General features: G+C 61.6%; 17 protein-coding genes. 5 read left to right on the forward strand and 12 right to left on the reverse strand.

From position 1 onward, the window contains the following. Positions 1-47: 47 nt before the first annotated feature. The 4 genes from NKI19_RS23220 to NKI19_RS23235 all read right to left on the reverse strand — a co-directional run bounded on the left by NKI19_RS23220 (position 48) and on the right by NKI19_RS23235 (position 4,202). Entirely contained in the window at positions 48-335 is a 288-nt protein-coding gene (locus NKI19_RS23220; protein WP_254817185.1) for a Dabb family protein, read from the reverse strand. A 103-nt stretch (positions 336-438) separates the two neighbouring features. Beyond that, the gene (locus NKI19_RS23225; protein ID WP_292655342.1) at positions 439-573 is read right to left on the reverse strand and encodes a hypothetical protein; all 135 of its coding nucleotides are present in this window, start codon (positions 571-573) and stop codon (positions 439-441) included. A 252-nt stretch (positions 574-825) separates the two neighbouring features. Beyond that, complete coding sequence (locus NKI19_RS23230) at positions 826-2,805, reverse strand: bifunctional 2',3'-cyclic-nucleotide 2'-phosphodiesterase/3'-nucleotidase (protein WP_352491372.1); 1,980 nt, start codon at positions 2,803-2,805, stop codon at positions 826-828. Between the two features lie 131 nt (positions 2,806-2,936). Continuing rightward, on the reverse strand, positions 2,937-4,202 hold the full coding sequence (locus NKI19_RS23235; RefSeq protein WP_352491373.1) for an NAD(P)/FAD-dependent oxidoreductase: 1,266 nt from the start codon (positions 4,200-4,202) through the stop codon (positions 2,937-2,939). A gap of 180 nt (positions 4,203-4,382) precedes the next feature. On the opposite strand from NKI19_RS23235, the gene NKI19_RS23240 reads away from it, so the two are divergent. After that, positions 4,383-5,039 (forward strand): 5-formyltetrahydrofolate cyclo-ligase, encoded by a 657-nt coding sequence (locus NKI19_RS23240; RefSeq protein WP_352566215.1) that lies wholly within the window; start codon positions 4,383-4,385, stop codon positions 5,037-5,039. Between the two features lie 13 nt (positions 5,040-5,052). Here NKI19_RS23240 and NKI19_RS23245 read toward each other — a convergent pair whose 3' ends face one another. Continuing rightward, positions 5,053-5,526: an Lrp/AsnC family transcriptional regulator gene (locus NKI19_RS23245; protein WP_023675099.1), complete on the reverse strand. Its 474-nt coding sequence runs from the start codon at positions 5,524-5,526 to the stop codon at positions 5,053-5,055. 158 nt (positions 5,527-5,684) lie between these two features. On the opposite strand from NKI19_RS23245, the gene ald reads away from it, so the two are divergent. Next, positions 5,685-6,800, forward strand: a complete 1,116-nt coding sequence (ald, locus tag NKI19_RS23250) for an alanine dehydrogenase (RefSeq protein ID WP_352491375.1) — start codon at positions 5,685-5,687, stop codon at positions 6,798-6,800. Positions 6,801-7,049: 249 nt separating this feature from the next. On the opposite strand, the gene NKI19_RS23255 is transcribed toward ald, so the two are convergent. From NKI19_RS23255 to NKI19_RS23280, 6 genes are all read right to left on the reverse strand, one after another. After that, a complete protein-coding gene (locus tag NKI19_RS23255) occupies positions 7,050-7,517 on the reverse strand; it encodes a DUF1203 domain-containing protein (RefSeq protein ID WP_352491376.1) in 468 nt (155 codons plus the stop codon). A 76-nt stretch (positions 7,518-7,593) separates the two neighbouring features. Beyond that, entirely contained in the window at positions 7,594-8,400 is an 807-nt protein-coding gene (gene dapB / locus NKI19_RS23260) for a 4-hydroxy-tetrahydrodipicolinate reductase (protein WP_352491377.1), read from the reverse strand. Positions 8,401-8,547: 147 nt separating this feature from the next. Further along, the gene (locus tag NKI19_RS23265; RefSeq protein ID WP_352491378.1) at positions 8,548-9,111 is read right to left on the reverse strand and encodes a GNAT family N-acetyltransferase; all 564 of its coding nucleotides are present in this window, start codon (positions 9,109-9,111) and stop codon (positions 8,548-8,550) included. A 5-nt stretch (positions 9,112-9,116) separates the two neighbouring features. Continuing rightward, positions 9,117-9,968 carry a 3-mercaptopyruvate sulfurtransferase gene (sseA, locus tag NKI19_RS23270; RefSeq protein WP_352491379.1) on the reverse strand — a complete coding sequence of 284 codons (852 nt, stop codon included), beginning with the start codon at positions 9,966-9,968 and terminating at the stop codon, positions 9,117-9,119. 35 nt (positions 9,969-10,003) lie between these two features. Continuing rightward, a complete protein-coding gene (locus NKI19_RS23275; protein WP_352491380.1) occupies positions 10,004-10,747 on the reverse strand; it encodes an alanyl-tRNA editing protein in 744 nt (247 codons plus the stop codon). Then, positions 10,747-11,781 (reverse strand): cysteine synthase A, encoded by a 1,035-nt coding sequence (locus NKI19_RS23280; RefSeq protein WP_352491381.1) that lies wholly within the window; start codon positions 11,779-11,781, stop codon positions 10,747-10,749. The genes NKI19_RS23275 and NKI19_RS23280 overlap by 1 nt, the downstream gene beginning before the upstream one ends. A 215-nt stretch (positions 11,782-11,996) precedes the next feature. Between NKI19_RS23280 and NKI19_RS23285 the strand changes: the two genes are divergently transcribed. Beyond that, positions 11,997-12,818, forward strand: a complete 822-nt coding sequence (locus NKI19_RS23285; protein ID WP_352491382.1) for an SDR family NAD(P)-dependent oxidoreductase — start codon at positions 11,997-11,999, stop codon at positions 12,816-12,818. Positions 12,819-13,055: 237 nt separating this feature from the next. On the opposite strand, the gene NKI19_RS23290 is transcribed toward NKI19_RS23285, so the two are convergent. Further along, positions 13,056-14,492, reverse strand: coding sequence for a DEAD/DEAH box helicase (locus NKI19_RS23290; RefSeq protein WP_352491383.1), 1,437 nt, complete (start codon positions 14,490-14,492; stop codon positions 13,056-13,058). Positions 14,493-14,878: 386 nt separating this feature from the next. On the opposite strand from NKI19_RS23290, the gene NKI19_RS23295 reads away from it, so the two are divergent. Then, the gene (locus NKI19_RS23295) at positions 14,879-16,411 is read left to right on the forward strand and encodes an acyl-CoA carboxylase subunit beta (protein WP_352567598.1); all 1,533 of its coding nucleotides are present in this window, start codon (positions 14,879-14,881) and stop codon (positions 16,409-16,411) included. A 7-nt stretch (positions 16,412-16,418) separates the two neighbouring features. Beyond that, on the forward strand, positions 16,419-17,489 hold the full coding sequence (locus NKI19_RS23300; RefSeq protein ID WP_352491385.1) for a M48 family metallopeptidase: 1,071 nt from the start codon (positions 16,419-16,421) through the stop codon (positions 17,487-17,489). The last annotated feature ends 3 nt before the right edge of the window (positions 17,490-17,492 follow it).

Consider the following 17,492-nt stretch of genomic DNA (forward strand, 5'->3'; position numbering starts at 1 on the left):
GAAAATGGTTCAAGGGCTTGGCCGGCTCCGTAGGAGACAGCGGCTGGTCAACTTGCCACGATATCGGCCGAATAACGCAACTCGCGCAGCGGTTTGACCCGGCTGGTCGTCTCTGCATAGAGCGGATGCGCCTTGTAGGCGGCGAGCGCCGCTTCGTCCTCGAACTCGGCATAGACGACCACATCGATCTCATCCGAGAGCGGGTCGACCTTAGTGTTGAGCGTCACCTCGAAATGACGCGAATGAGGTATCTTGCCAAGCGCCAAGAGGCCCGTGCGCACTGCCTCGACATCCGCTTTATGCCGTGCGCTGAAGAAAACGATATGCCGGATCAACCCAGCCTCCTCGACCGTTGGACCGGCGTTCTTTTGTGTCAGCGGCAGCGTGCCGTCAATCGGCAGGTTTGTCGCGTCTGCGAACCGTAGCAGCGAAGAGAAACTACACCATGCTGGTTACATAGTGCACGATGCGGGTCACCTCCCTGACCGTCCTGTCGAGGTAGCGGCCTTGGTTGTAAATGCCGTCCCAGATCAGGAAAAAGGTGACAGTCGTGATGACGATGACATAACGCATGACTAAAACTAGCGCATATGGACGCTTGCAACCATAGCGATTCCAACGCTGCTTGGGAGGCCCCCCGAATTTTTAGCGAGCCTTAATCTAGTTGCCCTGGGATTCTTGCTGGCCTCGCCTCGGTCTCCACACGCCCCCGCCGTCAAGCGGCGTTTCGTACCACCTCCTGACAAGGTCCCCCTGCCTGGGAGTGGCTGCCGTATCGGGACATTTTCTTAACCCTGAGACAGTTTCGAGCCGACGCTCAAATCCTCAAAGAGTGATGCGGTATTTTGCGAAGCCTGCTTCGCCCTCGCCCGCCGGCTCGATCTTCAGCGACTTCACTTGCGCAATGAAATCCTTCGCCTTGGCGCCGGTCTCGAATACGACGCTGGTTCCCGGTAGTGGCGCAAACGACCAGTTGGCGTCCGCCGACGGATTGACGGTGCCTTTGCTGACGATATAGCGCACGATCACGTCGCGGTTGGTGTCGGGCGCTTCGTAGATGATTTTCGAGGCATTGATCTCCGGGAAATTGCCGCCGCCGCCGGCCCGGTAGTTGTTGGTGGCGACGACGAATTTCCGTTTTGGATCAATTGTTTTGCCGTTGAACATCAAGTCAATGATGCGGTTCGAGCCGGCATTCACCAGCCCGCCCTTGGGATCATATTTCGGTGGCTGCGACAGATCGATCTTGTAGGTGACGCCGTCGATCACGTCGAAGTTATAGGATGGAAAGTCAGTGTTGATGAGCGCCTGGTCGGCATTGCCCGGTTCGATCCGGTTGAAGGTGCCGGCCGACATTTCCAGCCATTCCTTCACCTCTGCCCCGGTGATTTCGACGGCGCGCACCGTGTTTGGATAGAGGTAGAGATCGGCGACGTTCTTGATGGCGATATCGCCCACCGGCACGTCGGTGTAATAGTCGGCGCCGTTGCGCCCTCCCGCCTTGAACGGTGCCGCTGCCGACAGCAGCGGCATATCCTTCCACTCGGTGTTCTTCAGGATGTCCTTCAAGTACCAGGTCTGCGCCTGGCTGACGATCTGTACCGACGGATCGTCGGCGACCAGCGCAAAATAGGAATAGAGCGGCGCCGAGGTTTTGCCGACCGGCCGGCGCACATAGGCAAGCGTCGCCTCGTGGTCCTGTTTGAGCGCGTCGACGATGCGCTTGTCATCCGCGACGGTCGGCTTGTTCGTCTTGTCGACCCGCTCAAAGATCGGCCTGGCCTCAGAGGTCGTCGAAACGATTTTCCACGTCGATCCGTCGCGCTCCAGCAACAGATCGATCAGCCCCATGTGCGAGCCCCAGAAGCCGGCCATGACGGCGGGCTTGCCTTGCAACGTGCCTTTCGCCGTATCGACGGCGTCCAGTGATTGAAAGTCCTTCTTGCCGGGGAAGACCAGATGCTGGTGGCCGGTGAACACCGCATCGATACCTTCGACACCGGCAACGAAGAAGGAGGCATTCTCCATCATGTCGCTTTGCTTCACGTCGATGCCGGAATGGGAGAGCGCAATGACGATGTCAGCGCCTTCTTCCTTCATTTGCGGCACCCACGCTTTGGCCGCCTCGACGATGTCGCGCGTCTTGACGCTGCCCTCGAGATTTTTCAGGTCCCAGACCATGATCTGCGGCGGCACGAAGCCGATGATGCCGACCCTGATCGGTTGCTCGGCGCCCGACCCGTCTTTGATCTTCCTGTCGAGGATGACGTAAGGCTTGAGATAAAGCTTGTCGTCGCGCGGGTTCGCGGCGAGCTCCGTGCCGCGGATCAGGTTCGCGCAGACAAACGGGAAATTGGCACCGGCCAGCACCTTGTCCATGAACGACAGGCCATAGTTGAACTCGTGGTTGCCCAGCGTCGAGCATTCGTAGCCGAGCAGGTTCATGCCCTTCATGACCGGATGCAGATCGCCGTCCTTCATCCCCCTCTCGTAGGCGATGTAGTCGCCCATCGGGTTGCCTTGCAGAAGGTCGCCATTATCGATCAGCATCCCGTTGGTTGCTTCCTTGCGCACGGCCTCAATCAATGATGCCGTTCGCGACAGCCCCATCGTGTCGTTGGCTTTGTCGGCGTAGTAATCGTAAGGCAGCACGTTCACGTGGATGTCGGTCGTCTCCATGATCCTCAGGTGCGCCTGATTGGCTTGAGCCCGGGCGGAGAACGGGTGCAGCATGATCAGCGCTCCGGTGGCAGCTACGCCGGCGAGGAAATCGCGGCGTGAGACGAGGTGGCGCAATTGGGACATTCGTTTTCTCTTTCTTCCGCGACGTGACAAGTCCTGCCCGAAGCAAAGCTTCGCGCCGAAATCCAGCCGAGTCCAGAAGCCGATTCCATCAAGAGGAGGTGACGCGCCGATGAATATCCGGCAGCGAACAGTCAGCCCTTATCGTCGTCGCCCTGCGTGATCAGCCGCGCGCTGCGCTGACCGGTGAAGTAGATCCATAGCCAGCTCAGGGAAACCGCAAGCCGGTTACGAAAGCCGATCAGGAAGTAGATATGCGCCAAGCCCCATAACCACCAGGCAAGCCGGCCGGTAAGCTTGATCCAGCCGAAATCGATGGCCGCCGCGCGTTTGCCTATCGTCGCCAAATCGCCGTCATGCCTGTAGCTGAAAGGACGCGGTGTCGCGTCACCGGCAAGCCTTGCCCTGATCGTCGCGGCGACGTGCCGTCCCTGTTGCTTGGCGGCGGGTGCGACACCTGGCACCAGCCGGCCATCCGGCCGCAGGACGTGCGCTGCGTCACCGATGACGAAAATCTCCGGGTTTCCCGGCACACTCAGGTCGGGCTCGACAAGCACCCTGCCCGCGCGGTCCGCTGCCGCGCCGAGCCATTCGGCGGCCGGCGAAGCGGCGACGCCCGCCGCCCACAGGATTGTCCTGGCCGGCAAATGTGTGTCGCCGAAGACGACACCCTCGACATCGCAGCGCGTAACCGCACGGCCGAGTTCGACGGTTACGCCGAGCCGTTCGAGCGCCTTCATTGCATAATCGGAGAGTTTGGGAGCGAAATTGGAGAGGATACGGTCGCCGGCCTCAATCAGCACCACACGCGTCTCGCGCGTATCGATGTTGCGGAACTCGCCGCGCAGCGTGTCGTGCGCCAGTTCGGCAATGGTGCCGGCCAGTTCCACGCCGGTCGGCCCGCCGCCGACGATCGCCAAAGTCAGCAGTGCCTGGCGCTTGGCGGGATCGGTTTCCCGCTCGGCCTGCTCGAAAGCCAAAAGAATACGCCGTCGAATGGTGGTGGCGTCCTCCAGCGTCTTCAGGCCCGGAGCGAACGGCTCCCATTCGTCATGGCCGAAATAGGCGTGCCGCGCACCGGTGGCCAGCACCAGCGTGTCGTAAGCGACCGTGCCGCCGTCCTGCAGCAGCACGCGCTTGCCGCCGCGGTCGATTCCGGTCACGGTGGCGAGCAGCGTCGTCACGTCCTTGCGCCTGCGCAGGAGATGGCGGATCGGCCAGGCCACTTCGGAGGTGGCCAGCGCCGTCGTCGCCACCTGGTAGAGCAGCGGCTGAAAAAGGTGATGATTGCGCCTGTCCATCATGGTGATGCGCACCGGCGCACCGGCAAGTGCGCGGGTGAACTCGAGGCCGCCGAAACCGGCACCTACGACGACGACGTGATGGTTGGCTGTGTTCATCTCACTCATCCCTCTCGCCAAGGCTGATGTAAGTATCGTTGTGCAGTGCAGCAATGCCTGCGCTGCAACTGCCTGGGACTCGTCTCTTGATGTCGTGAATACACATGCTGCAGACTCGTTCCCAGATATAGCCTACGTCCAGGATACGACTTGGTTGGAACAGTATATTGCAGGTGAAGCATGGCTAGGGATGAAGACGAAGGCTCAGCGCAGTACGCCTCGCCGCCTTGTTTTATGCACGAGCCCGACCCGGAGTTCCAAGCGCCGCTATCCGACTGGACCGACGTAAGGCGCTGGCGCAAGGCCGAGCGCGAGCGGTTGATCGCATCCCGCCTTGCCGTTTCAGCCGACACGCGCGCAGCCATGTCGCAGCGCATTGCCGAAGGGCTCGACGCGGTGATCGGCGACATCGCCGGCCGCATGGTCAGCCTCTATTGGCCATTTCGCGGCGAGCCGGACCTGCGCCCGTGGATGGAAACCGTTAACGCGCGGGGCGGGCGCACGGCGTTGCCCGTCGTCGTGGAGAAAGACCGGCCGCTTGTCTTTCGCGCCTATACCCACGGAGACCGGCTGGAGAAGGGCGTCTGGAATATCCCGATACCGGCTGACGGCGATCCGGTGCTGCCCGACATCGTCATTTCGCCGATTGTCGGCATCGATCCCGGGCAGTTTCGCCTGGGTTATGGCGGCGGCTTCTTCGATCGCACGCTTGCCGCGATGCCCTCCAAACCGCTGGTCATCGGCGTCGGCTACGAACTGCAGCGCATCGTCACCATCTACCCACAGCCGCACGACATTCCGATGGACCGTGTGGTGACCGAGGCATTCAACACCTAGGCGAATTCGGGGCCTAGGCGAGCTCGGGCTTCATTCCCACGGCAGTGCGATCGACGATTTCGCGCAAGGCAAAAGACGAATTGATCTTCGTCACATGCGGCATTGCCGACAGCCACTCCTTGTGGATACGTTCGTAGTCGACGAGATCCTTTGCCGCGATGCGCAGGATGTAGTCATATTCGCCCGACATCAAATGGCAGGACAGGACGTTCGGGCAGCGCTTTATCGCCGCCTCGAAATCCGACAACGTCTTCTCGAATTGCCCGGACAGCGATATATGCACGATCGCCGTCATCTGGTGGCCAAGTGCAGCATTGGAAAGCCGGGCATGATAGCCGCGGATGGTTCCGGATTTTTCCAGATTGTCCAGTCGCCGCGAACAGGCCGACTGCGACAGGCCAACCTTCTCGGCGAGCGCTGCGTTCGGTATCCGCCCGTCTTTCTGCAATGTCTCGAGAATGGCGATATCAATCCTGTCGAGCGGCATTTTTGCGGGTTCCTGCGACAATTCCAATGTTTTGCGCAACGATTATCGAACAGTGGCCTCTCAGGCAAGCGCATTCGCAAACACCTACCGAGCGATTCGTGGTTCACTATCTCTGGACAGGGAACAGCCCCAAAAAGGGGACGGATCAGGAGAAAAAAATGCGCGTCGGTTGCCCCCGGGAAATCAAGAACCATGAATACCGCGTCGGCCTGACACCCGGTTCGGTCCGCGAATATGTCGCGCATGGCCATGAAGTGCTGGTCGAGACCGGCGCTGGCGCCGGCATCGGCGCCGACGACAACGCGTATCGTGCCGCCGGCGCCACGATTGCCAAGACGGCCGCCGACGTGTTTGCCAAGTCGGACATGATCGTGAAGGTCAAGGAGCCGCAGCCCAACGAATGGGTTCAGCTCCGCGACGGCCAGATCCTCTATACCTATCTGCATCTTGCTCCGGATCCGGAGCAGACCAAGGGCCTGCTGGCCTCCGGCGTGACCGCGATAGCTTACGAGACCGTCACCGACGAGCGCGGCGGCCTGCCGCTCCTAGCACCGATGTCGGAAGTCGCCGGCCGCCTGTCGATCCAGGCGGGCGCCACGGCGCTGCAAAAGGCCAATGGTGGCCGCGGTGTGCTACTTGGCGGCGTGCCCGGCGTGCTGCCCGGCAAGGTCACTGTGCTCGGCGGCGGCGTCGTCGGCCTGCATGCCGCACGGATGGCGGCCGGCCTTGGCGCCGATGTCACTATCATCGACCGCTCGATCCCGCGCCTGCGTCAGCTCGACGATATCTTTGGCGGCCGCGTCCACACCCGCTACTCGACCGTCGAGGCGCTGGAGGAAGAATGTTTTTCGGCTGACATAGTCGTCGGCGCCGTGCTGATCCCGGGGGCAGCAGCACCCAAGCTGGTGACGCGCGAAATGCTGTCGGGCATGAAGAAAGGCGCCGTGCTGGTCGACGTCGCCATCGACCAGGGCGGCTGTTTCGAGACCTCGCACGCCACGACCCATGCCGAGCCGACCTATGAGGTCGACGGCGTCATCCACTATTGCGTCGCCAACATGCCGGGTGCGGTGCCGGTCACCTCAGCCCACGCGCTCAACAATGCGACGCTGCATTATGGCCTGCAGCTCGCCGACAAGGGCCTCAAGGCGCTGGTAGACGACCACCATCTGCGCAACGGGCTGAACGTCCACAAGGGCAAGATCACGAATCGCGCAGTGGCCGAAGCGCTCGGTTACGAGCTGGTCGAGCCGAAGGCCGTTCTCGCCGCCTGAGCTGTCCGAATCTGCCTCTCCAGTGCCCGTCGGATTCGTCCGACGGGTTTTTTCTTATGTCGAAAAACTGAAAAGTGTCGAGGCGCGCGGAATGACCGGACAACAAAAAAGCGGAGCCAAAGCCCCGCTTCCTCGATTGTCGAAAATTCCCGCCGGTTCATCCGCGGTCGGCAAATCGATCGACAGTGACTTTCTACCGCCGGTATGCGACGGGAGTACGACAGCCCCAAGCCGGTGCAGCCTGTCCGGTTACGCGCGGTCGATCCGGCACTGATAGCAATTGTTGCGCGCCGAGCGGATGTGGACGTAAGCGATGTCGTCGCGTTCGAACAACGTCTCTGCCCGTGCGGCAATGGCGTCGGTCGGAATTACGCCGCCGCTGCCGTAAACGATGCGGTCGTCCTTGCCATAACCGCGCACGATGTAATCGCTGCTTTCGAGCATTTCGGGAAGCAACTCAACCTCGACAGCGCGTTCGCATTCTTCAGCATGAAGAAAGATCGGCCCGGTTTCGGCATAAGGCTGCAGCTCCGGAAAAGGCCGATAAGCCAAAACAAGATAGGCTTCTCCCGTAGCAACGTTTCTCAGGCAGTGACGGCAAGGCACGCCGTCGCCGTCCGAAATCTGCCGCTCTGGCTTAAGGCCATAAGCATCCGCCCCGCCGCGCTGAAGTGCCCGGACGGCATCGGTTGGCAAGGCTTTGAATTTTAGCGTCATGGCATGATCTCCGGTGTGTCGACTGGAGATTATGCTCGCAAGACGGAGCTTCCCACCCGATTCCTGCCGAAATGGATCAATCCATCAGCGCGTCGAGACCACGAACCAGACCTTTGATCTGCTGCACCCGTCTGATGGCGAGCAGCGTGCCCGCCACGTAAGGCGCCGCGGACGAGCCAGCGTCGTGGCGGATGGTCAGCCGCTCGTCTGGCAGGCCGAACAGCGCCTCGCAAGACAGGATGTAGGACGGCAGGCGAAGCGCGTGCACTTGCACCCCCTCGCCTGCGCCGACCGCACCACCGCGTGTAGCGGGCACGCCAGAGACCTCGGAGACCGGCTTTGCCGTTGAGGCCTTGCGGATGTCGGCCAGCGCCTCAGCAAGCTCCCGTGCGGTACCGGAGGGCGCGTCGGGCTTCTTTGCACTGGCATAATCGATGACCTCGACATCCGGCACGTATTTTGCCGCCATAAGTGCAAACCGCTTCATCAGCGTGGCGGTGATGGAAAAGTTGCCGGCGGCAACGACGCCGACGCCGTTGGCGCGCGCCGCGGCGTCGATCTCGGCATAGTCGGCAGCACCCAGTCCCGACGTGCCGATCACCGTGTGCCGTCCCTTGTCGATGGCGAGCAGCACATGGTCCTTCACGACATGCGGCTTGGTGAAGTCGACCAGCACGTCCGACGGCGCCTCCAGCGCCTCGGCCAGCGTGGCCGAAACGGTGATACCATTAGCCGGCATGCCAACCAGCAGGCCGGAATCCTGCCCCGCGCCGCTGCGTGACACAGCCCCGGCCAGCGCCATGTCGCCTTGCGCCCCGATCGCCGGAACCAGCGCCTTGCCGACCCAGCCGGTCGCGCCGGCCATTACCACGCGTATTGCCATCGTGCGATCCTCCATCACGAGCGGTTTTTAGACGACAGCGATATGGAAAGAGCCAAGCACATTCAAGTCGGGTCCGCCTTTGAGTGTTGATCCAGACCCCGGGACGTTGCAAAGACAGGCTGAAGCTCGGATGAACGGGCCTGAAAATCAGGGCCGCATAACGCTGGCCGCGCGATCGGCAAAAGACATCGGATGTACGACCTCCTTTTTTTGCGCCACTGGCGTAAAGCCGAGTTTTTGATAGAGCGGCAGTGCCGCTGGGTGATCGAGGGTGCAGGTCTGCACGGTCACCCGCTTTGGCCCGTGCGACCAGGCTGCGGCGATCGCCGCACCGAGGAACCAGCGGCCGATGCCTTGCCCGGTCGCGTGCTTCATCATTCCGAAATAAGCGAGTTCGACTTCCTCCGGCAAATGCGGCTTGAGGTCGAAGAAGCCGGCCGGCGCACCATCCAGATAAAGCACCCTGATGTCGCGGTCCTCGCGGTGGATGCCCGCCGCAAGCTCCTCGTCGCTCAGCCTCAGCACATTGACCCAGTGCCATTTGCGGCCCACCCGATCCATCAAATAGCGGTAGAAATGCAGCGGAATGTCTTTGGTCTTGAGCAGCGCGATCTGGCGGTTGTAGGGCAGCGGCGGCGAATAGGCAGGCGGCACATGCATTTCGAGAAACGTCACGGTGACGTCGATGTCTTCCAGCGATCCGTCTTCCATCCCCGTCAGTCCTTGCCCGTCACGACGGGCGTGTCGGAAAGCCCGCCCCATTCGGTCCATGAACCGTCATAAAGCCTGTTGTCGGCATGGCCAAGCGTCTCCAAGGCCAGCGTGATGGCTGCCGCGGTGACGCCCGACCCGCAGGAGGTGACGACCGGCTTCGACAGGTCGATGCCTGCTCCTTCGATCACTTTGCGTAGCCTGTCCTTCGGCAACAATTCGCCGTTTTCCGAAAGCGCCGAAAACGGCACGTTGTGCGCGCCCGGCATATGGCCGGAGCGGATGCCGGGGCGCGGCTCCGGCTCGGTGCCGGCAAAACGGCCAGGCGAGCGCGCGTCGGCGATCTGGCTCCCCCCCGTCTCGGCGATCCGGCGCATGTCGGCAAGGCTGGCGACGCGGGCCGCATCGAAGTTGGCATAAAACACGCAAGGCGCGATCTTCGTCGGCTCCGCCGTCACCGGCCGTCCGGCGGCTTTCCAACGGTCGAAGCCGCCGTCGAGGATATAGACCTGGAACACGCCCATGACGCGAAACAACCACCAGGCGCGCGGTGCAGAAAAGAACCCTGGCCCGTCATAGACAACAATCGTGTCATCGGCCGAAATACCCATCGCGCCGACATATTGCGCGAAATGCTGCGGCGACGGCAGCGTGTGCGGCAGAGCCGCGTCGGGGTCCGAAACCGCATCCTGGTCGAGGAAGCGGGCGCCTGGAATATGCGCTGCGTCATACTCGGCGCGCGCGTCACGCTTTTGCGCCGGCAGATACCAGGACGCGTCTACAATCGTCAGGCCGGGCTCGCCGAGCCGCTTCTGTAACCAATCGGCATCGATGGTGAAAGGACTGTCGTCGGCCATCTTTTCTCTCCTGTCCCGCCCGTCGCAGTCCTATATCAGGCTGGTGGCATAGGACCAAAGCGAATGCGGAAGCGCCGGTTCTCGCGACCCTTCTTCTCGATCTTGCCGATATGGATCTCGCCGATTTCGCTGGTGCTCTTTACATGGGTGCCGCCGCAAGGCTGGCTGTCGATCGAGGCGTTCTCGCCGATGCAGACCAATCGGATCTTTCCCGTGCCGGCCGGGGGCCGCACATTCTTGGATTTCACCAGGCCCGGATTGGATGCCAGTTCCTCGTCGGAAATGAGCCGGGTGAAGATCGGGTGGTCGGCTCGCACCAGCTCCATCAGTCTGGCCGTCACGTCTTCCTTGGTAAAGCCGGCGTCCGGGATGTCGAAATCGATACGGCTGTCGTCCTCGGAAACCGCGGCGCCGGTGATCGGGAACGGACAGACGACCGTAAGCAGGTGGCAGGCAGAATGCATGCGCATCAGCAACTGCCGCCGCGGCCAGTCGATGGCGAGCCTCATGCGCTCGCCCACCTTTGGAACTGCCTGCTCCGGCGCCGGCACATGGATGATCTCGTCCTTGGTTTCGCCGGTGATCGTAGCGGCAATCGCTATGCCGGTGCCGTCGGCGCGTTCGAGGCTACCGGTGTCGCCCGGCTGCCCGCCCGATGTGGCGTAAAACACCGTCCGGTCCAGAATGATGCCGCCGCGATCGTTGACTGCGACGACGGTGGCGTCGGCCGTCCCCAGATAGGCGTCGTCACGAAACAGCGCTTCGGTCTTGTGCGCCATCACGCAACCCTTTCGAATGGCACCGAAATCGTGCTCTGTTGCTCCATCCAGCCCGGCACCGGCAGCTTCTTTTCGCGCAGGAATTCAGGATTGAACAGCTTCGACTGGTAGCGCGTGCCGTAGTCGCAAAGCATGGTCACGATGGTGTGGCCGGGGCCTAGCTCGCGCGCCAGGCGAATGGCGCCGGCAATGTTGATGCCCGTCGAACCGCCAACGCAAAGCCCCTCCTCCTGGATCAGGTCGAATACGATCGGCAGTGCGTCCTCGTCGGGGATCTGGAAGGCAAAATCGGGTGTAAAGCCTTGGAGGTTGGCGGTGATCCGCCCCTGCCCGATGCCTTCGGTGATCGAACTGCCCTCGGATTTCAGCTCGCCGCTGGTGTAGAAGGAATAGAGCGCTGCCCCCAGCGGATCGGCCAGCGCGATCTTGACCTGGTTGTTTTTGGCCTTCAGCCCGAAACCGACGCCTGCCAGAGTGCCGCCGGAACCGACCGCCGACACGAAACCATCCACCTTGCCGGCAGTCTGGTTCCAGATTTCTTCGGCCGTGGTGCGGATATGGCCGTCACGGTTGGCGACATTGTCGAACTGGTTGGCCCAGATCGCGCCGTTCGGCTCGGTCTTCGCCATCTGATCGGCCAGCCGGCCCGACAGCTTCACGTAGTTGTTCGGGTTCTTGTAAGGCACGGCGGGCACTTCGATCAGCTCGGCGCCGAGCAGTTTGATCGTATCCTTCTTCTCCTGGCTCTGGGTGTCGGGAATGACGATCACCGTGCGATAACCGAGCGCCTTGGCAACCAGTGTCAATCCGATGCCGGTATTTCCAGCCGTCCCCTCGACGATGACGCCGCCGGGCCGCAGCAGCCCGCGCTGCTCCGCATCGCGGATGATAAACAGGCCGGCGCGGTCCTTTACCGACTGCCCGGGATTCATGAATTCGGCCTTCCCCAGGATCTCGCAGCCGGTTGCTTCCGAGGCCTTGTTGAGGCGGATCAGGGGCGTGTTGCCGATCACGTCGATCACAGAACGGGGCATGGAGATTCCTTTGTGGGTGCGGCGAAACCCTAGAAACCCGAAGCTTCGGTTTCAAGGCAAGAATTTGCCTGGTCCAGTCGCATTTCGCACACTGCAATTCCTGCAGCCAGGAGCGCCCGGCCGGTATTCATTTCAACCATGTACCGAAAAGCACTCTTTTCATTCGATTTCTTCACCGGTAGTGCACAGGCTAAGAAGAGCCGGCGGGGCGCAACATGACACTCTATCGGGCCAATCCGAAGCATGGCGTCGCCTGGATTACGGGCGGCAGCAGCGGTATCGGCCGTTCGCTGACCAAGGATCTTGCCGCTCGGGGCTATGTCGTCGCGGTGACTGCGCCCGATGACCATCCGATCGATACGCTCATCGTCGAAACGGCGCAGATGGCGGGCCGTGTCGCAGCCTATCCTTGCGACGTGACCGACGAAAAACGTATGGCGAAGACGGTTGCAGCGATCGAGAAAGATCTCGGTCCGATCGTGTTGGCAGTGTTCAACGCTGGAAGCTATATCGCAACGCCGGGCGAGGATCTTGTGGCGCGCAATTTCCGTCGGTCTTTCGAGGTCAATTATTTCGGCATCATCAATGGCCTGGTGCCTGTCATCGAACGCATGCGCATACGCTCGCGCGGTCATGTCGTGCTGATCGGTTCGGTCACCGCCTATTTCGGCTGGCCGACCACCGCCGCCTATGGCGGCACCAAGGCGGCAGTCAATATCCTGGCCGAGTCGCTGAAATACGATTTCGACAAGATGAACGTCCGCATCCAGGTGATTAATCCGGGCTTTGTCGACACGCGGCTGACCGAAAAGAACTTCCTGCCGATGCCGGGCTTGATGCCGGTCAATCTGGCCTCGCGCCGCATCGCGCAAGGCATCGAATACGGCGGCTTCGAAGTCACTTTCCCACGCCGCCTGAGCTGGACGCTGAAGCTGCTCAGGATGCTGCCGAGGCCGTTCTGCCGATGGGTGATCAGCACGGTCACCCGCTGGAATGCGCGGCCGCTGAATTTCGACCGCAAGCCGCCGGTCGAATAGGATCAGTGACGGGGCGACGATCATGTTTGCGGGTCGCTGGGGCGCCAGGTCATTGCCGGCGACGCGCTGTCGCCATCGACCACGGCTTTCCTCGCGCGGCGGATTGTCATTTGGATCGAGGCGGTGGTGAAGTGAACCAAAGGCCCTCAAGCAAAAGGGCGACCGAAGCTTCGCTTGGGTCGCCCTCATCAATCGTGAATGACCAAGCCAGGCTTGGCCGACTGCAACGCGGTCAAATTATGCGGCCCGCGCTGCCGGCCGCTTGCCGCCGAAGCGGCGCTTGTTATTGCCCTTGAAGGGCTTGGCGCCTTCCGGCTTGCGCTCGCCCGCAAAGGCCGGCTTGTCGCCGAACCGCTTCTTGCCGAAGCCGTTGTTTACGCCGCCGGGCCGCCTGCCGTCGCGGCGGCCATTGTGGTCGTTGCGATCATTGGCCGGTTCGAAGCTGCGCTCGTTCTTCTCGGCGGGATTGCGCTGCGGATCGGGGCTGCCGAGATGGTCGGCAACGATCGGCAGCTTGGTGCGGATGATGCGCTCGACCTGACGCAGCTTGCTGTTTTCAGACGGGTCACAGAGCGTGACGGCGATGCCGTCCATGCCGTTGCGGCCGGTGCGGCCGATGCGGTGGACATAGCTCTCCGCCTCGTCCGGCAGGTCGAAATTCACCACATGGCTGATGCCGGGCACGTCGATGCCGCGCGCCGCAATGTCGGTCGCCACGAGAATGCGCACCGAACCCTCACGGAAATCGTTGAGCGCCTTCTGGCGGGCGTTCTGCGATTTGTTACCGTGGATGACGGCGGCCTTGAAGCCGTCGCGCTCGAGGTCCTTTGTCACCCTGTCGGCGCCATGCTTGGTGCGCGAAAAGATGATGACGGACTTCATCGCCTCATCGGCAAGCATGTTGGCCAGCACCTGGCGCTTCTGCTTGGTGCGGGCAAAGACGACACCCTGCACGATCTCGGCGGCCGCGGTGCTGTGAGGAGCGACTTCGACGCGGATCGGGTTCTTCAGCAGGCCTTTCGCCAGTTCGGCGATCTCGGCCGGCATGGTTGCCGAGAACAGCACCGTCTGACGGTCCGGCGCCGTCGCCCTGGCTATGCGCTTGACGTCGTTGATGAAGCCCATGTCGAGCATGCGGTCGCCTTCGTCGAGCACCAGCCATTTGGTGTCGGCAAGCACGAGGTCGCCTTCACGCACAAGGTCTGTCAACCGGCCGGGGGTTGCGATCAGGATGTCCACGCCGGGCGCAACCTTCTTCACCTGGCTGAAGCGCGAGACGCCGCCAAGCACCAGCGCGGTCGAGACATGCGCGCCCTTGGCGAGCAGCTTGATCATCTCCTCGATCTGCACCGCGAGTTCGCGCGTCGGTGCCAGGATCAGCGCGCGGGCCGTCTTCGGCCGGCGCTTGGTGCCGAGTGCGATGATCTTCGACAGGATCGGCAGCGCGAACGCCGCCGTCTTGCCCGAGCCGGTCTGGGCGATGCCGAAAATGTCGCGGCCTTCGAGCTGCGGCGGGATCGCCTGGGCCTGGATCGGCTTCGGATCGGTAAAGCCGGCGGCATTGGTGGCCTTGAGCAGTGCGCCGGCAATTCCAAGTGCTGCGAAACCGTTCAGTTCCCCAGTGTCCTTACCGGTCCCAGTGTCCTTACCGGTCAAAGTGTTTTCATTGGTCAAAATATTCTTCTTTCATGCGGCTCCTGGCCGCAAACATCAATGGCGGCAGGGCGCAACCTGCCGTCGAAAATTGTCATGAAACGACAAGGCGGGCGGACGTTATCGTCCACACGGCTGCGCTGTCGTGCCCGCAGGCATCATGCCACGGGGCTTTTTCGCCGCCTTGCCGATCTGTCGGGAAGAGGGAAAACAGACGCAACCAGTCTCATTCATCGAGAAGGCCGGATTATCCCGGCCCAAGCGCCTATGCCGCCGCATATGGCCCAGTTCCCATCGAAATGCAAGGGCCCGATGCTGCAGCGCAGCAAAAGCCATGAGGAAGCGGCGCTTGCGCTCTCCCGCAGGCATGATTACCACAATCCAGCTTTCCATTTCGGGGACCGGTCATGAAGGACGTGCTGAAGGAACTCGAGCGCCGCCGCGAGATCGCCCGCATGGGCGGCGGCCAGGCCCGGATCGACGCCCAGCACAAGAAGGGCAAGCTGACCGCCCGCGAACGCATAGACGTTGTTCTCGACGAGGGCTCGTTCGAGGAGTTCGACATGTATGTCGAGCACCGCTCGACCGATTTCGGCATGGAGAAGACCAAGATCGCCGGCGACGGCGTCGTTACCGGCTGGGGCACTGTCAACGGTCGGCCAGTGTACCTCTTTGCAAAGGACTTTACCGTGTTCGGCGGCTCGCTGTCCGAGGCCCACGCCGAGAAGGTGGTCAAGGTGCAGGAGATGGCACTGCGCAACCGCGCGCCGATCATCGGCCTTTACGACGCCGGCGGCGCCCGCATCCAGGAAGGTGTGGCGGCGCTGGGCGGCTATGCCGAGATCTTCCAGCGCAATGTTCTAGCCTCCGGCGTCATCCCACAGATTTCGCTGATCATGGGCCCTTGTGCCGGCGGCGACGTCTATTCGCCGGCGATGACCGACTTCATCTTCATGGTTCGCGACACCTCCTACATGTTCGTCACCGGGCCGGATGTGGTGAAGACCGTCACCAACGAGACGGTCACCGCCGAAAGCCTTGGCGGCGCTTCCGTCCACACGACGAAGTCCTCGATCGCCGACGGAGCCTACGACAATGACGTCGAGGCATTGCTGCAGATGCGCCGGCTGGTCGACCTGCTGCCCGCCTCCAACACGGCGGAAATTCCCGAGATCGAATGCTACCAATCGGTCACCGATCACGATCTGTCGCTCGACCGGCTGATCCCCGACAATGCCAACAAACCCTACGACATCAAAGAGTTGATCCTTAAAGTTGCCGATGAGGGTGACTTCTTCGAAATCCAGCAGAATTTTGCGAAAAACATCGTCACCGGCTTCGGCCGTATCGAGGGCCGCACCGTCGGCTTCGTTGCCAACCAGCCGATGGTGCTGGCCGGCGTGCTCGATTCGGATGCCAGCCGCAAGGCGGCGCGTTTCGTGCGCTTCTGCGACTGCTTCGCGATCCCGATCGTCACCTTCGTCGACGTGCCGGGCTTCCTGCCAGGCACCGCGCAGGAATATGGTGGGTTGATCAAGCACGGCGCCAAGCTCCTGTTCGCCTATGCCGAAGCTACCGTGCCAAAGATCACCGTCATCACCAGAAAGGCCTATGGCGGCGCCTATGACGTCATGGCGTCAAAGCATCTGCGAGGCGACATGAACTATGCCTGGCCGACGGCGCAGATTGCGGTGATGGGCGCCAGGGGCGCTGTCGAGATCATCTATCGCAAGGATATCGGCGACGCAGAGAAGATTGCAGCGCACACAAAAGCTTACGAGGATCGCTTCCTGTCACCCTTCGTTGCTGCCGAGCGCGGCTATGTCGACGAGGTGATCATGCCGCATTCGACCCGCCGCCGCATCGCCCGCGCTCTCAGGATGCTGCGCAACAAGGATATGCAAAACCCGTGGAAGAAGCACGATAATATTCCGCTGTGAGGGGTTGATGTCGCGCCTGGTCCTCTATGTGGGAGCGCGCTTCGGCAGGTTTGCCATCCTGCTCTTTGCTCTGCCGCTGTTCTGCCCAATAGTCCTATGGTTCCGGTTCCTCGACCGGCACCCGCTCGCCATGATCGCAGCTGGCGTTGTTGCAATCCCGGCCGCGATGCTGGCCATCGTTCTGTTGATCGGGACATTGTTCGCCGGTTTTCGACCCAGCAAGGTGGACGGGCTTACTCGGGAATCAGCCCCGAAATTGTGGGCTGTCTGGGAGAGTATCGCCGGCAAACACCGCGCCTGCCGGACGACGATCGTGCTGAGCGACGATCTCAACGCCAGCGTCGGTGAAGAGCGGCCGTTTCTGGGCCTGCTTGGTCGCAAGGCAATTCTCACCGTGGGCCTGCCGCTGCTCGCAGCGACCGACCAAAAGGGGTTTGCAGCGATCTTGGCCCATGAGGACGCCCATCTGAAAAATAGAGATACAAATGGCGGGCTCAACCTGGCCGAACTCGAAAAGAGCTTCGATCTAATCTTCGACTTCGCCCCACCGGGGAAAAGCGTTTCAGGCAGCCTGTTCTACTGGATGCTTGGTCCGCTGTCGCGTACGCTGGAGCGCGAAGAAATACGGTTGTCGCGACGGGCGGAAATTGACGCAGATCGCCATGCAGCGATGTCCGGCGACGCACATGAAGCGGCCCGCGCGCTGCTTCTGATTGGCGCTGCCAGTGTATTCTTCGATGACCAAGTGTATATTCCGCTTAAACGTGAACTGCTTGGCACTATGGTACCGCCTCGTCCACCACTCGAAAGAGTTCTGGCGGCCGCCAGTCACCTGTCGAGGCTTCCCATCCTGCAAGAATATGCGCAAAAGGCCTGGAACGCGCCAGATAACGAAAGCGCGGATCATCCGCCCTGGTCCGAACGTTTGACTGCTCTTGGATTTAGCTCGGCTCCAGAGATAGAACCAGTTCTGGTTTCTGCCTTGTCGAGCCTGCTGAGCGATGAGGTCGTCGCCGAACATGTCCGCCATTTCGACGGCGAATGGACATCGAAGATCGCCGACTATCTCGGTCGATAGCTA

This window comes from Mesorhizobium sp. M0751 (genome assembly GCF_040320265.1).
In the GTDB taxonomy this organism is placed as follows: domain Bacteria; phylum Pseudomonadota; class Alphaproteobacteria; order Rhizobiales; family Rhizobiaceae; genus Mesorhizobium.

Coding starts and splice junctions, on each gene's coding strand:
- NKI19_RS23245 (WP_023675099.1), bottom strand. CDS start 5,526: ATGCCGCTCGACAGGATTGATATCGCCATTCTCGAGACATTGCAGAAA.
- NKI19_RS23265 (WP_352491378.1), bottom strand. CDS start 9,111: ATGGAAGACGGATCGCTGGAAGACATCGACGTCACCGTGACGTTTCTC.
- NKI19_RS23240 (WP_352566215.1), top strand. CDS start 4,383: ATGGCTAGGGATGAAGACGAAGGCTCAGCGCAGTACGCCTCGCCGCCT.
- NKI19_RS23255 (WP_352491376.1), bottom strand. CDS start 7,517: ATGACGCTAAAATTCAAAGCCTTGCCAACCGATGCCGTCCGGGCACTT.
- NKI19_RS23225 (WP_292655342.1), bottom strand. CDS start 573: ATGCGTTATGTCATCGTCATCACGACTGTCACCTTTTTCCTGATCTGG.
- NKI19_RS23235 (WP_352491373.1), bottom strand. CDS start 4,202: ATGAACACAGCCAACCATCACGTCGTCGTCGTAGGTGCCGGTTTCGGC.
- NKI19_RS23280 (WP_352491381.1), bottom strand. CDS start 11,781: ATGCCCCGTTCTGTGATCGACGTGATCGGCAACACGCCCCTGATCCGC.
- NKI19_RS23285 (WP_352491382.1), top strand. CDS start 11,997: ATGACACTCTATCGGGCCAATCCGAAGCATGGCGTCGCCTGGATTACG.
- NKI19_RS23275 (WP_352491380.1), bottom strand. CDS start 10,747: ATGGCGCACAAGACCGAAGCGCTGTTTCGTGACGACGCCTATCTGGGG.
- ald (WP_352491375.1), top strand. CDS start 5,685: ATGCGCGTCGGTTGCCCCCGGGAAATCAAGAACCATGAATACCGCGTC.
- dapB (WP_352491377.1), bottom strand. CDS start 8,400: ATGGCAATACGCGTGGTAATGGCCGGCGCGACCGGCTGGGTCGGCAAG.
- NKI19_RS23230 (WP_352491372.1), bottom strand. CDS start 2,805: ATGTCCCAATTGCGCCACCTCGTCTCACGCCGCGATTTCCTCGCCGGC.
- sseA (WP_352491379.1), bottom strand. CDS start 9,968: ATGGCCGACGACAGTCCTTTCACCATCGATGCCGATTGGTTACAGAAG.
- NKI19_RS23300 (WP_352491385.1), top strand. CDS start 16,419: ATGTCGCGCCTGGTCCTCTATGTGGGAGCGCGCTTCGGCAGGTTTGCC.
- NKI19_RS23295 (WP_352567598.1), top strand. CDS start 14,879: ATGAAGGACGTGCTGAAGGAACTCGAGCGCCGCCGCGAGATCGCCCGC.